The following is a 13,613-nucleotide window of genomic DNA, read 5'->3' on the forward strand; positions in this document are numbered from 1 at the left end:
AGCCGTGGAACCGACGATCGCGTGTGTCGTGCCGTGTCACAACGAGGAGGCGGCCATCGGCAAGGTGGTCCGCGACCTGCGGGCGGCCCTCCCCGAGGCCGTCGTCTACGTGTACGACAACGCCTCCACCGACGCCACGGTGGAGATCGCCCGGGGAGCGGGCGCGATCGTCCGGGAGGAGACCCGCAAAGGCAAGGGCAATGTCATCCGGCGCGCCTTCGCCGACGTCGACGCCGACGCCCTGCTCCTCATCGACGGCGACGACACCTACGACGCCGCACGCGCCCGTGACCTGGTGGACCTGCTCTTCGAGGGGCCCTACGACCAGGTCGTCGGCGCCCGCCGGGTGACCGCCGACGGGGCCTACCGGGCGGGGCACGCGGTCGGCAACAAGGTGCTCACCGGGGCCGTGCGGTCCCTGTTCGGCAACGACGTGACCGACATGCTCAGCGGCTACCGGGTCTTCTCGCGGCGCTTCGTGAAGTCGTTCCCGGCGCTGGCCCGCGAGTTCGAGACCGAGACCGAGATGACGATCCACGCGCTGCACCTGCGGCTGCCCACCGCCGAGGTCGTCGTGGACTACCGGGTCCGACCGGCCGGCGGCGAGAGCAAGCTGCGCACCTACCGGGACGGCTGGCGCATCCTGCGGGTCATCCTCGATCTGGCGCGGCGCGAACGCCCCTCGCTCGTCCACACCGTGATCGCGGGCGTGCTGGCCCTGGTCTCGGTCATCCTCGGCATCCCCGTCATCGCCGACTTCATCGAGACGGGCACCGTGCCCCGCGTCCCCACGGCGATCCTCGCCGCCGCCATCATGACCATCGCCGCGCTCGTCCTGCTCGTGGGCTACATCCTCGAGTCCCTCATGCACATGCGGCAGGAGCAGTCCCGCCTCGTGCACCTCTCCTACCCGGCCCCCGCCCGCGCGCCGGACCGCACCGCCCATGGCGCCGGTACGGGCCCGGTGCCGGTCCGCAAGCCGGCCCACGGCGGCTGAGACCGCTGGATGCTGTGGGCGAATCGGCCGGGGTCCGGACCCTCTGTCGAAAACCGTGAACACTTTCGCGGAAAGTGTTCACGGTTTCCGGGGGAGGGGTGGGGGAGGGCGTGGCGTCCGTCGCCCCTGAAGAGGCGCACGCGCAGTACGATGATCGGAACCCCGCCTGCTGTACGGGGTCCCGTGACTGAGGAGATGCGTACCCGTGCCTGCCCGACTTCCTTCGTGGGCCTGGACGACCGGGCTGACCGTCGGAGCGATAGCCGCGGTGACGGTCCTGGCCGTGCAGGCGGACCGGGGCCCGCACCCCACCGCCTCGTCGGCCAAGCCGAAAAGCACGGCGTCGGCGGACACGCAGCCCACCCCTACCGCGTCCGCCCCGACCCGGGTGCCCGACGGCTCCGGCACCGGCCGGCGCATCGTCTACTCCCTCGGCGAGAAGCGGGTGTGGCTGGTCGACGCGAGCGAGGGCAGCCGCCGTACGTTCACCGTGTGGCCGGGCACGGTCAACCCCGACCCCGGCTCGTACACGGTGTCGTCGCGCAATGAGGGCACGACCGGCTCGGACGGCGTCCAGATCGAACACATCATGTACTTCGCCGCGAAGTCCGGTGTCTCCGTCGCCTTCTCCAACGCGGTCGACGGCGCCTCACCGCCGCCCGCCGCCTCCGGCACGCAGACGGGCGGAGTCCGGATGCGGAAGGCGGACGGCACGGCACTGTGGGCGTTCGGCACCGTCGGTACGACGGTGACCGTGGTCAGGTAGAAGAGGATTCCGTACGCGGGCCCGACAACTGGTTGACGATCAGCACGACACCGCTGAACAGGAAGACCCGGGTCGCCGCGTCCAGCCCGTTCCAGCTCTTCGACTGCCACATCGAGAACCACTCGCCGCCGACCCCGATGAACCCGGCCCCGAACAGCAACATCACCATCAGCAGCCCGTACGTCGACACCTGCCGGGCGCGCCGCTGATCACGTCTGGCCCACAGCCAGCTCCCCGCTATGAGGGCGAACGCGGCGACGGTCTCCCACGCGATGATCGCGATATAGGCGGCGTCCTGAAGTGTCTCGCTGGTGATGGCCCGCCACATCAGGTCCTCGTCCTTGAACGTGGTGTCCATGGCGAGCACATGCCGGACGAACTGCTGGTTGGTGCCGAAGTCGGTGATGTTCCCGAAGGCGACGAGCGTCATGTAGAGGGCGATGGTGGCGGTGAGCAGCGTGGCGGCAAGAGGCAGCGTGCCGCGTGAAGTGGGGGAGGTGGCCATGCCGATCATTCTCCCCGGACGCCGGGGCGAGCGCGAGACAATGACGACGGAAGCCGACCGGGCGAGACGAGGGGAACGTACGGATGGCGCAGCCGGGACCGTCGATGCAGGACCTGATACGGCAACGCACCCGGGCCGGCTTCGTCGGCAGGAGCGCCGAACGGGCCCTGTTCCGCGCCAACTTCGCCACCGCCCTGCACGACGAACGCCACCGCTTCCGCTTCCATGTGCACGGCAACGCGGGCGTCGGAAAGACCTTTCTGGTGCGGGAGTTGGAGCAGATCGCCCGTGAACAGGGCGCGCTGACCGCGTACGTGGACGACAGCGCCGGCAGCGTGCCGGAGGTGATGGCGGAGATCAGCCGTCAGTTCGCCGCGCAGGGGCACAGGCTGAAGGAACTGAACCGCCTGCTCGCCGCCCACGAGGAGCGCCGCCACGAGGCGGCTCTGGCCGCCCTCGCCACCCTCGACGGGCAGGCGGCGGACACCGGCCCGTCGACGGGCGGGAGAGCGGTGGCCCGGGGCGGAATGATCGCGCTGGGGATGGTCCCGGTCGTCGGCCCCCTCGCGGGCATGCTCGACGCGGAGCAGTTCGCGGGCGGAGTGGACCGGTTCCGCGAGAGCGTCATGGCCCGCTTCCGCAACCACGAGGACGTGCAACTGGTCTTCGCCCCGGAGCAGGTGCTGACCCCGGTGCTCCTGCGCGAACTCGCGGACGCGGCGGCGTCGGCCCCCTGGATCGCCCTCTTCCTCGACACGTACGAGCGCACGGCCCCGTATCTGGACCACTGGCTGCACGAGACGATGACGACCGACCGCCACGGGGCCGTCCCCGCCACACTCGTCGTGGTCACGGCGGGCCAACGCCCCCTGGGCGCGACCCGCTGGGGCGGGGTGCGGGACTTCGTGGCGGAAGTACCCCTGGCCCCCTTCACCGAGGACGAGGCCCGCGGACTGCTGGCCGGCAAGGGCGTGACCGCCGAACCGGTCGTCGAGGAGGTACTGCGCCTCAGCGGCGGCCTCCCCGTCCTGGTCTCCACCCTCGCCGAGTCCCGCCCCACCGACGCGGACGACGTGGGCGACCCCAGCGCCACGGCGGTCGACCGCTTCCTGAAGTGGGAGCAGGACCCGGCACGCCGGGCCGCCGCGCTGTCCTGCGCACTGCCGAGATGGCTCGACGGCGATGTGTTCCGGGCGGCGGCCGACTGCCCCGAAGAGGAACTGGCCTCCCTCTACACGTGGTTGCGGGGCATGCCGTTCGTCGTCGAGCGGGGCGGGGGACGGCTGCGCTACCACGACGTCGTACGAGCGCCGATGCTGCGCGCCGAACGGCGACGGTCCCCACGCGAATGGGCCGGGCGGCAGCGACGGCTGGCACGGACGTTCAGGGAATGGCGGGAGGAGACCGGACGGGGGCTGGAGGACCTCTGGGCGGACGACACCTGGCGGGACCTGCGCCAGGCCGAGGCGTACCACCTCCTCTGCGCGGGCGACCGGGACGCACTGCCGCAGGCCCTGCGGGACTTCGTCCACGCCTGCGGCGCCGGTGAGGTCATGGCCGTGCGATGGGCCCGCGTCCTGGTGGACGCCGGACAGGACGCCGACGCGGAGCCGGTGGCCGAATGGGGAAGGAAGCTGACAACGGCACTCGACACGGAGAGCATCGCCGCGGCACTCGCCCTGCTGCTGAGCCACGCCGCACTCGACGCCCCGGACCAGGCCCGGGCCCGGGTGATCCGGGGCGACGAACTGCGCGGCGCGGGCGCGTACACGGATGCCCTCGCCGAGTACGACCGGGCCGTCGCCCTCGATCCCGATCTGGCCGTCGCCTACCGCTACCGGGCCGGGATCCGCGGGGACCTGGGCGACCACGACGCGGCGATCGCCGACCTCGACCGGGCCGTGGCGCTGGAGCCGAACCACGCCGGGTACGTCGCCCTGCGCGGCGAGCACCACCGCATCGCCCGGCACGACACGGAGGCGCTCCGGGACCTGACCGAAGCGATCCGCCTGGACCCGGCCAACGATTTCGCCTGGGCGTCCCGGGGCGCCACACACGAACGCCGGGGAGACCTGGACGCCGCCCTCTCCGACCTGGGCCGATCCCTGGACCTCAAGCCGGACTACGCCTGGGCCCTAGCCCGCCGCGCCCGCGTGTGGCGGTCCCTCGGCGACTCCGCCCGCCAACTGGCCGACCTCGACCGCGCCCTCGCCCTGACCCCCGACTGGCCGTGGGCCCGCTGCGAACGAGGCGACGCCCTGCGCACGGCCGGCCGCGACGAGGAAGCCGTCGCCGACCTCACCCACGCGCTCGCCCTGGACCCCGCCTACACCTCGGCGTACGCCAGCCGCGGCGCGTCCCTCGCCCACCTCGGCCGCCACACCGAAGCCCTCGCGGACCTGAACCGCGCAGTGGAACTCCGCCCGACCTACGTCTGGGCCCTGTGCCGCCGCGCCGCGCTCCACGCGACCATGGACCAGCACCAACAGGCCCGGGCGGACGTGGAACACGTACGCGACCTGGACCCCGGCGCCTTGCAACGCCTCCCGGATCCGGACCGCGCGGTACTGGGCCCGTTCCTCACGGGGTGAACATCGCCCCCGTCCCAGGGGTGTACATGACTCCACCCCCGAGACGGAGGACAGCCGGAGCGAGAATCGACACCCCTCCCCGTAGCGTCCTGAGCCATGAAGACCCCTGCCTTACTCCTGGCGCTTCTCACGGGGATGGCCGTCGCCGCCCCCCACCCCACCTCCCACGCGACCACGTGGAACTGCGAGGCGCCTCCGGGCCTGCAACACGCCTTGGACGAGCTCACCGGGAGACACCAACTCGCCGGAGCGGCGGCCGAGGTGACCGACCCGTCCTGCGGCCGCTGGACCTCCGCAGCCGGCCGGGCCGACCTCCGCACCGGACGGCCCATGAACGCCGAGGACCGTCTCCGCATCGGCAGCGTCACCAAGACCTTCACCGCCACCACGGTCCTGCAACTGGCGGACTGCCTCCCCGGCCTCGTCCAGGGCAACGGCTACGACGGCCGCGACATCACCGTGCGGGACCTTCTCCGCCACACCAGCGGACTCCCCGACCACGGCGACTCGCTGGCCACCGCCGACATCGACTGGCTGCGCCACCACCAGTTCACACCCCGAGAACTGGTCTCCCGGGCCCTGCAACTGCCGCCCCCCAAGGCCACATGGCACTACTCGACCACGAACTACATCCTGGCGGGCCTGGTCATCGAAAAGGTCACAGGCCACCCGGCGGAGAAGGAGATCTCCCGCCGGATCATCAAGCCCCTGAAACTGCGCGACACGTACTGGCCCGGCGACTCCGAGCACATCCGCGGTCGCCACTCCCGCAGCTACTTCACGACCGAGCGCGTGGACGGCACCGAGTGGAACACCTCGGCGGGCGGCGTGGGCGGCGCGCTGATCTCCACGCCCCGGGACGTGAACACGTTCTTCGAGGCCCTCCTGAACGGCCGTCTCCTCTCACGCCCCGGGCTGGCCGAGATGCGCAACACGGTCCCGGGCGACCCCGACCGACTGGGCCCGGACGGCCGCTACGGCCTCGGCCTGATCACCTCGCCCCTGTCCTGCGGAGACCACTGGACCGGCCACACCGGCTCCGTACGAGGCGGCCACAACACGATCTCCGCCGCCGCCCCCGACGGCCGTCAGGTCACCCTCGTCATCAACGAGTCCCCACGCACGGACGCGACCACGACGTCCCTCATCGCCGCGGTCGACACGGCACTCTGCGCGGACTGAGTATCCAGAAACTCGGACCAGGCACCGCCGGTGAATGCCAGACGGGCGCCGTCCCTGTTCTTGGAGTCGCGGATGTGGATGGTGGGGTGGGATATGGCGACCTCGACGCAATCAGCGTCGTCGTTGCCGCTGTAGCTGCTCTTGAACCAGTCGAGTTGGGTGCCCACGCCGCTGCTCTCAGTGCTCCGCCGCGAGTATCAGGAACTCGGACCAGGCACCGCCGGTGACGGCCAGGTGCGCGCCGTCCTTGTTCTTGGAGTCGCGGATGTGGATCGTGGGGTGGGATATGGCGACCTCGACGCAATCAGGACCGTCGTTGCTGCTGTAGCTGCTCTTGAACCAGTCGAGCTCAGTGGTCACGTCTCTTCTCCCAGAACTTTCTCAATGAAGGCCAGGGACTCCCGGGGTGAGAGGGCCTGGGCCCGGATCATTCCATAGCGCATGTCGAGGATCTGGGCCTCCCGCGGGTCGCTGATCACCCGGTTGTGCAACTGAGCCTCGAAGTGCCCCAGTGTCTTGCCCTCCTGGAGCTTCAGCACCCGGAACGGCCCCGCCATACCCGCGTGGTCCTCCCGGTCCGTCGGCATGACCTGGATCGACACATGCCGCAACTTGGCGACCTCCAACAGGTGTTCGAGCTGTTGGCGCAGCACCATTCTGCCCCCGATCGGCCGCCGTAGCGTCGTCTCTTCCTGGACAAAGGTGATGAGCGCTCGCGGCACGCGATCGAAGACGGCCTTCCGCGCCATGCGTGCGGCGACGTGCCGCTCGATCTCGTCCTCGGTGAATGCCGGCCGCCGCATGCCGTACAACGCCTGGGCGTACTCCGGTGTCTGGAGCAGTCCGTGGATCTGGTGGTTGTCGTAGGCCCCGAGTTCGACGGCCTCGTCCTCCAGCTTCGCCAGGTCCCTCACCTTCTTGGGATACCGGGCCTTCTCCACGTCCTCCTTCATCACGGCGAGTTTCCCGCCCGCCCCCAACACCTCATCCGCCTTGTCCAGGAAGTCCGGCTTGGGAACGCGCCGAGCGCGCTCCACCGACGAGACCATCTCCTCCCCGTACCCGATGGCGGAGCCCAACTCCGCCTGCCGCATCCCCGCGGCCTCGCGCCACATCTTGATCTGCCGACCGACCGTCCTCAGTACGGCCGCCGCTTCCTCGTCCTCCACGCTTCCCCTCCACTGACGTACGAGCCGTACGACCCCGTCAGGCGCCCGGACAGTCACGCTCCGTACCGAGGTCGTTGCTGTTCAGAGTAAGAACGACCGACCACGCTGGGTGACATGAGTCAGAAATCCCTCGCGGAAATCACCACCCCCGTACGCCACTTCACGATCCAGTTGTCCGCCACTCGAAGAGGTGCTCGACTGGCGCGGCTGCTCACCGCACGCCAACTCGACGAGTGGGGTGAGCCGTACGACGCCGCCGCGCAGGTCGTGGCGGAGCTGGCGTCCAACGCCGTGCTGCACGGACACGTCCGGGGCAGGGACTTCCGGCTCGGCCTGAAGCTGCGCCCCGACCGCGTGCTCCGCATCGAGGTCACGGACGCCCGGGGCGACCGGATCCCGCGCGTCCCCGACCCGGTGGAGAAGGACACCGAGGGCGGCAGGGGCTTACGCATCGTCGAGGCGTACACGGACCGCTGGGGCGTGACGGAAGCGCCGGCGAACGCCAAGACGGTCTGGGCTGAACTGGTTCTGCGCAACGGTGACTTGCCACCCTCGTCGATCTAGGGTGATCGGATGGACGTGGGGTCGGTGTTGATAGCCGTAGCCGGTGTGGCGGGAACTCTCGGGGGCGCGCTGCTCACCCAACGGGGCGCCGAGAAGGCCAAGCGGCGCGAGCTGGAGATGACGCAGACCATCCAGGAGGCCCGCGAGAACCGCGACCTCCGGCGCCGCTGCTACACGGAACTCCACCGCGACGCCCGCCAGTTCTGCACCGCGCTCAGCCGGCAGCTGTACGTCCTACGGGACCGCACCCCCGGCGACGAGGACATCCAGTCCCTGGAAGCGGCCAAGGACACCTACCGCGACCGCTGGTCCGAGGCGCTGATGATCGCCCCTGACCCGGTGATCACCCCGGCCCGAGACGTGAACGGCGCCCTCAACAGGGTCTACGGCCAGATCAAACGCCTGGAACAGGCGAACCCACGCCCCGGCGAGACCCTGCGCTCCGCCGCCGAGGCCCAGCACGCCATCTGGACACTGATAGCCGCCACGAGAGAAGCGATGCGCCGCGACCTCGGGATCACGGCCGAATCAGAGGACCGCCCCCACTCCTCCAGCGACGCCGACACGTTCTTCCGGGACTTCGACAACCCGAACGAGGACACCGGCGCCCGACCCTCGTCCTAGGCAGCCCGCCCGAGCTCCTTCTCCAGCAGCGTGAAGGACTTGGGCACGCCGCCCGGCTGTGGCTTGCCCTCCTTGTGGCCCACTACGCGGTAGCCCGCGTCGCGGTAGTACGCGGTGAGCTGGGTGTTGCCGGCCAGGCAGTCCAGGCGTACGTGGGTGCGGCCGGTCGCGGCCACGCGGGATTCCGCGTGGCGCAGCAGGAGCCGACCCGTGCCGGGCGTGGACGCGGACCGGTTCACCATGAGGCGGTGTACGTATCCGGCCACGGGCGGCTGCGGGCCCCACGCGGACTCGTCCGACCACCACAGTTCCCAGGCACCGGCGACCTCCCCGTCGGCCTCCGCGAGCCAGATCTCGCCGTGGGTCATGACGCGGCGGAAGTGGGACTCGTCGAGCTCTCCCGGCTGCCACTGCCCGGTGATGCCACGGGTCAGCATCCAGCGGGCCGCGTCGTCGCGGAGGCGGACGAGGGTGGACAGGTCGGACTCGGTGGCCGGGCGGACGCGTAGATCGTTCACGCGGGGATCCTCGCACACCTGTCCGAGGCGTCGAGTGCTCAGAGCGACAGTCCGTGAGCTGCCCGTGAAGGCGGGATTCCGCCCACTGAACCCACCGTCCCCGTTCGATTACAGTGCCTAGCTGTCGTACGTGTGGACGGTCCCTGGGAGGTCAAGGTGGGTGCGACTGCCGGCGCCGTCTGGGGCCGTACGGAGCAGCAGGACTACCGCAGCCGGGTGCGCGGGACGCTGCTCGGCGTGGCTGTGGGGGACGCGCTGGGCACGCCCGTGAACGGGCTGGGGATCGACGCGATCAGGGAGGCGCACGGGGCCGAGGGGCTGGTCGATCTGGCCCCGGCCTACGGCAGACGCGGTGCTGTCACGCACATCACGCAGCTCACCCTGTTCTCCGTGGACGGACTGATCCGGGCCCACGTGCGCCGCGACACCGGAGCCTGGCATCCGCCGACCGATGTGCACCGGGCGTATCTGCGCTGGGCCGCCACCCAGCGGGACTGGGGGCCCGACGAGCGCCGCAAGGACGACGGCTGGCTCGCCCGGGAGGAGTGGCTGTACGCGCGGCGGGACCCGCACCAGTCCCTGTTGCTGGGGCTCGGCGACGAGATCATGGGCACCCCGGACACGCCCAAGAACCCCGGTGAGGCCGGACCCGAGGCCGCGACCCGCTCCGCCCCGTTCGGGCTGCTCGTGGGCTGGGAGCCGCAGCTCGTCGCGCAGCTCGCCGTCGAGTGCGCGGCGCAGACCCACGGCCACCCCGCCGCCTCGCTCGCGGCGGGCGCGTACGCGGTGATCGTGCACGCCCTCGCCCTCGGCGAGAGCCTCGACGGTGCCGTGCAGCGCGCCTTCGCGATGCTGGCCGCCCGCCCCGGGCACCAGCCCGTCTCGGACGCCCTCCAGCACGCGCTGGGCGCCGTACGGCAGGGCATGCCCGGCCCGGAGCGCGTGACCGAGCTGTGCGGGGCCGGTACGGCGGAGAGCCTCGTCGGCGCCGCCGTGTACTGCGCCCTCGTCGCCGCCGACGTCCGCCACGGGCTCTGCCTCGCCGTCAACCACGACGGCCCGTCCGCCGCCACCGGCGCGCTGACCGGCGGCCTGCTCGGCGCCCTGCACGGGGAAACGGCCCTCCCCCCGGCCTGGCTGGCCGAGCTGGAGGGCCGCCCCACCGTCCTGGAGCTGGCCGACGACTTCGCCATGGAGATGACCCAGGGGCCCGCCCTGCACGGGCCCGGGGGGTCGTCGCCGGGGTGGCTCGCCCGCTACCCCCGCGCCTGAACCGGAGACCGGGCTCACTCCCGGGTCGTCGTCCGCACCACCCCGTCCGCCGGACCGGCCGGCGTCGGGATGGCGGCCGCCGCCGTCCCGTCCCCGTCCGTGTTGATCTTCTCGATCAGTGCCAGCCGCTCCGGGGTGTCCTCCGGCTTGATCCAGCCGACGAGGATGTAGAGGACCAGGGAGACCGCCAGCGGGATCGAGACCTGGTACTGGAGCGGGACGCCGCCCTCGACGTTCCAGTGGATCGGGTAGTTCACCAGCCAGAAGGCGAGCAGGCCCATCGACCAGCTGGTGAGGGCCGCGGTCGGTCCGGAGCGGCGGAACGCGCGCAGCAGGCCCAGCATCATCGGGATGGCCATCGGGCCCATCAGTCCGGCCACCCACTTGATGACGACGGTGATGATGTCCTTGAACGCGGGGGAGTTGACCTGCGTCGCCGCCGCCATGGACAGACCGAGGAAGACGACCGTCGCGATCCGGGCGACCCGCAGGCCCTGCCCCTGGTTCCACGTCCTGGCCCTGGACCAGATCACCGGCGCGCAGTCCCGGGTGAACACCGCCGCGATGGCGTTGGCGTCGGAGGAGCACATGGCCATGGTGTGCGAGAAGAAGCCGACGATGACGAGGCCCAGCAGGCCGTGCGGGAGGAGCTGTTCGGTCATCAGGGCGTAGGAGTCGGAGCCGTCCGGCTTCTGCGACTCGACCAGCAGCGGCGACATCCACATGGGGAAGAACAGCACCAGCGGCCAGACCAGCCACAGGATCGCCGAGAGCCGCGCGGAGCGTTCGGCCTCCTTCGCGTTCGGCGTGGCCATGTAGCGCTGGGCCTGGTTGAGCATGCCGCCGTTGTACTCGAAGAGCTTGATGAAGAGGAACGCGAGCAGGAAGACCGTGCCGTACGGGCCGACCAACGGCTTGTCGTGGCCCTGGAGTTCGGGGGAGTCCCAGACCCCGGAGAAGCCGCCGTGGTCGTCGAGCCGTACGAAGACGGCGACGAACATCGCGATGCCGGCCAGCAACTGGATGATGAACTGGCCCAGTTCGGTCAGCGCGTCCGCCCACAGGCCGCCGATCGTGCAGTAGACCGCCGTGATGCCGCCGGTGATGAGGATGCCCTGGTTGAGGGAGATCCCGGTGAAGACGGACAGCAGCGTGGCGATCGCCGCCCACTTGGCGCCCACGTCGACGATCTTCAGCAGCATGCCCGACCAGGCCAGCGCCTGCTGGGTCTTCAGGTCGTAGCGGTTCTTCAGGTACTCCAGCGGGGACGCCACATGGAGGCGTGAGCGTAACCGGTTGATGCGCGGCGCGAAGAGTTTGGACCCGATGGCGATGCCGAGGGCGATCGGGAAGGACCAGGTGACGAAGGAGGTGACGCCGTAGGTGTAGGCGATGCCCGCGTACCCGGTGAACATCACCGCGCTGTAGCCCGACATGTGGTGGGAGATGCCGGAGAGCCACCAGGGCATCTTGCCGCCGGCGGTGAAGAAGTCGCTGACGTTGTCCACGCGTTTGTGCGACCAGACGCCGATCGCGACCATCACGGCGAAATAGCCGATGAGCACGGCCCAGTCGAGACCGTTCATGTGCGCCCTCCCAGGGGTCAGCCCGGCGCTCATCGTGGGCGCTCCCGCGTGAACACGACAAGTGACGGTCAGGTCAAGGAGGGGTAAAAATGTTCGGCGTGATGGCCTCGGTTCATCTACATGAACTCATCGCATCAACTCCCCTGCGTTGACCAGCAATGACTGCCCGGTGATCGCCCGGGCCCGGTCCGACGCCAGGAACACCGCCGCGTCGGCCACATCCGAGTCCGCCGCCAACTCGGGCAGCGCCATCCGCCCGGTCAGCCGCTCCAGGACGGCATCCTCGGACACGCCCTCCGTCTGCGCCGTGAAGTGCACATACGCCTGCACCGGCGGCCCCCACATCCAGCCCGGCAGCACGGTGTTGACCCGGATCCGATGCGGCCCCAGCTCCCGCGCCAGCGAGTACATCGCGCTCGTCAGCGCCCCCTTCGACGCCGCGTACGCCGCCTGCCGCACCTGCGACGGAGCCGCCACCGCCGACTGCGTCCCGATGAACACCACCGCCCCGCCGCCGCCCTCCTTCAGCGCCGGCAGACAGGCCCGGGTCATCCGCAGCGTGCCCAGCAGATTCACGTCCAGCACCGCACGCCAGCTCTCGAAATCCGCGTCCTCGACACCGCCGAAGTAACTGTCCAGCGCGGCCACATGCACCACCGCGTCGATCCCCCCGAACCGCTCCACCGCCAGCCCCGCCAGCGCCTCGCACCGCGCCTCGTCGGTGATGTCGACGGCCCGGTGGGCGGTGCGCGCCCCGCCGGGGTCGAGCTCGGCTGCCGTCTTCGCCAGGCTCGCCTCCGTCCGGGCACCGAGCACGGCCCGCCCGCCGTCCCGCAGGACGGCCGCCACGACCTGCCGCCCCAGCCCGGCCCCGACCCCCGACACCACAACCGTCTTTCCCGCGAGCAGCGACATCGAAGACCTCCGGACCCCTGGCGCTATATCTGACGGAGCGTCAGAGTATGGGCCTGTCACCGACGAAGGGGAAGGGTCATGAGCGACGACACCCGCAGCGAGCTGTACGCCGAACTGGCCGCCGTCGGCCCCTACGGCACCCACCCCGGCCACGCCCTGATCACCATGGTCGAACCGCACCCGGGCCACGAGTACGCCTACAACCGCTGGTACGAGGACGACCACTACTACGCCGGCGCCATGGCCATGCCCTGGATGTACGCCGGCCGCCGCTGGGTCGCCACCCGGGACCTGCAACTCCTGCGCTACCCCGAGAAGTCGGCGATCGCCCAGCCCGTCACCACGGGCTGCTACCTCTCCACGTACTGGATCACCGACGGCCGCTACGACGACCACATGCGCTGGACGGTCGCCATCAACAAGCGCCTCAACCGCGACGGCCGCGTCTACCAGGGCCGCACCCACGTCCTCACCGCGTTCCAGGACCACGAGGCGACCGTGTACCGGGACGGCGCGGCGGGCCCCAGGGACCGGCACGCCCTCGACCACCCCTACGCCGGCCTGGTCCTCCAGGTCGTCGAGGCCGACACCCCCGAGCAGCGAACCGAGCTACTGGAATGGCTCCGCTCCCGCCACCTCCCGAAGCGCCTCGCGGGCTCCCCGGCGGCGATGGTGACGGCCTTCCGCCCCACCCCGCTCCCCGGCGACCGCATGACCTACGTCAAGCAGGTCGAGGGCGTCGACACCCGCCTGACCCTGCTGTGGTTCCTCCAGGCCGACCCCAGGGAGTGCTGGGAGAACCACTTCACCGGCCTCGACACGGCGGTGGCGGACTCGGGGCTCGGCAGAGTGGAGTTGGTGGCACCGTTCGTACCGACCCTGCCGGGCACCGACACCTACGTGGACCGGCTCCGCTGAGAACTC

At 70.7% G+C, this 13,613-nt stretch carries 15 protein-coding genes; 8 read left to right on the forward strand and 7 right to left on the reverse strand.

Features of this window, described 5'->3' with window-relative positions:
* Positions 1–4 precede the first annotated feature (4 nt).
* Together NNW99_RS21760 and NNW99_RS21765 are read left to right on the forward strand one after the other, a co-directional pair.
* Positions 5–997 carry a glycosyltransferase family 2 protein gene (locus NNW99_RS21760; RefSeq protein ID WP_251057887.1) on the forward strand — a complete coding sequence of 331 codons (993 nt, stop codon included), beginning with the start codon at positions 5–7 and terminating at the stop codon, positions 995–997.
* 205 nt (positions 998–1,202) lie between these two features.
* Positions 1,203–1,763 carry a hypothetical protein gene (locus NNW99_RS21765; protein WP_215120801.1) on the forward strand — a complete coding sequence of 187 codons (561 nt, stop codon included), beginning with the start codon at positions 1,203–1,205 and terminating at the stop codon, positions 1,761–1,763.
* On the opposite strand, the gene NNW99_RS21770 is transcribed toward NNW99_RS21765, so the two are convergent.
* Positions 1,756–2,268 carry a DUF2165 domain-containing protein gene (locus tag NNW99_RS21770; RefSeq protein ID WP_215120802.1) on the reverse strand — a complete coding sequence of 171 codons (513 nt, stop codon included), beginning with the start codon at positions 2,266–2,268 and terminating at the stop codon, positions 1,756–1,758. The genes NNW99_RS21765 and NNW99_RS21770 overlap by 8 nt on opposite strands.
* Before the next feature lie 83 nt (positions 2,269–2,351).
* Here NNW99_RS21770 and NNW99_RS21775 point away from each other — a divergent pair, with 83 nt between their 5' ends.
* Positions 2,352–4,859, forward strand: coding sequence for a tetratricopeptide repeat protein (locus NNW99_RS21775; RefSeq protein WP_215120803.1), 2,508 nt, complete (start codon positions 2,352–2,354; stop codon positions 4,857–4,859).
* A 96-nt stretch (positions 4,860–4,955) separates the two neighbouring features.
* Positions 4,956–6,041: a serine hydrolase gene (locus NNW99_RS21780; RefSeq protein WP_251057888.1), complete on the forward strand. Its 1,086-nt coding sequence runs from the start codon at positions 4,956–4,958 to the stop codon at positions 6,039–6,041.
* Here the strand turns inward: NNW99_RS21780 and NNW99_RS21785 are convergent.
* From NNW99_RS21785 to NNW99_RS21795, 3 genes are read right to left on the reverse strand one after another with little or no spacing between them, the layout of a single operon-like run.
* Entirely contained in the window at positions 5,948–6,208 is a 261-nt protein-coding gene (locus NNW99_RS21785) for a DUF397 domain-containing protein (RefSeq protein ID WP_215120804.1), read from the reverse strand. The two genes, NNW99_RS21780 and NNW99_RS21785, sit on opposite strands and share 94 nt — an antisense overlap.
* A 10-nt stretch (positions 6,209–6,218) precedes the next feature.
* On the reverse strand, positions 6,219–6,401 hold the full coding sequence (locus NNW99_RS21790; RefSeq protein WP_215120805.1) for a DUF397 domain-containing protein: 183 nt from the start codon (positions 6,399–6,401) through the stop codon (positions 6,219–6,221).
* On the reverse strand, positions 6,398–7,210 hold the full coding sequence (locus tag NNW99_RS21795; RefSeq protein WP_215120806.1) for a helix-turn-helix transcriptional regulator: 813 nt from the start codon (positions 7,208–7,210) through the stop codon (positions 6,398–6,400). Before NNW99_RS21795 ends, NNW99_RS21790 begins: the two co-directional genes overlap by 4 nt.
* A gap of 114 nt (positions 7,211–7,324) precedes the next feature.
* Here NNW99_RS21795 and NNW99_RS21800 point away from each other — a divergent pair, with 114 nt between their 5' ends.
* Positions 7,325–7,774, forward strand: coding sequence for an ATP-binding protein (locus tag NNW99_RS21800; protein ID WP_215120807.1), 450 nt, complete (start codon positions 7,325–7,327; stop codon positions 7,772–7,774).
* Positions 7,775–7,783: 9 nt separating this feature from the next.
* Positions 7,784–8,398 carry a hypothetical protein gene (locus NNW99_RS21805; RefSeq protein WP_251057889.1) on the forward strand — a complete coding sequence of 205 codons (615 nt, stop codon included), beginning with the start codon at positions 7,784–7,786 and terminating at the stop codon, positions 8,396–8,398.
* Here NNW99_RS21805 and NNW99_RS21810 read toward each other — a convergent pair.
* The gene (locus tag NNW99_RS21810; RefSeq protein WP_215120808.1) at positions 8,395–8,916 is read right to left on the reverse strand and encodes a GNAT family N-acetyltransferase; all 522 of its coding nucleotides are present in this window, start codon (positions 8,914–8,916) and stop codon (positions 8,395–8,397) included. The genes NNW99_RS21805 and NNW99_RS21810 overlap by 4 nt on opposite strands.
* 156 nt (positions 8,917–9,072) lie before the next feature.
* Between NNW99_RS21810 and NNW99_RS21815 the strand changes: the two genes are divergently transcribed.
* A complete protein-coding gene (locus NNW99_RS21815; protein WP_215120809.1) occupies positions 9,073–10,188 on the forward strand; it encodes an ADP-ribosylglycohydrolase family protein in 1,116 nt (371 codons plus the stop codon).
* 14 nt (positions 10,189–10,202) lie between these two features.
* On the opposite strand, the gene NNW99_RS21820 is transcribed toward NNW99_RS21815, so the two are convergent.
* Positions 10,203–11,774: a sodium:solute symporter family protein gene (locus NNW99_RS21820; RefSeq protein ID WP_215120810.1), complete on the reverse strand. Its 1,572-nt coding sequence runs from the start codon at positions 11,772–11,774 to the stop codon at positions 10,203–10,205.
* Between the two features lie 126 nt (positions 11,775–11,900).
* Entirely contained in the window at positions 11,901–12,689 is a 789-nt protein-coding gene (locus NNW99_RS21825) for an SDR family oxidoreductase (RefSeq protein ID WP_215120811.1), read from the reverse strand.
* 78 nt (positions 12,690–12,767) lie between these two features.
* On the opposite strand from NNW99_RS21825, the gene NNW99_RS21830 reads away from it, so the two are divergent.
* Positions 12,768–13,607: a hypothetical protein gene (locus NNW99_RS21830; protein ID WP_215120812.1), complete on the forward strand. Its 840-nt coding sequence runs from the start codon at positions 12,768–12,770 to the stop codon at positions 13,605–13,607.
* Positions 13,608–13,613 lie beyond the last annotated feature (6 nt).

This window comes from Streptomyces sp. CRCS-T-1, assembly GCF_024442335.1.
GTDB classification, from domain to species: Bacteria; Actinomycetota; Actinomycetes; order Streptomycetales; family Streptomycetaceae; genus Streptomyces; species Streptomyces koelreuteriae.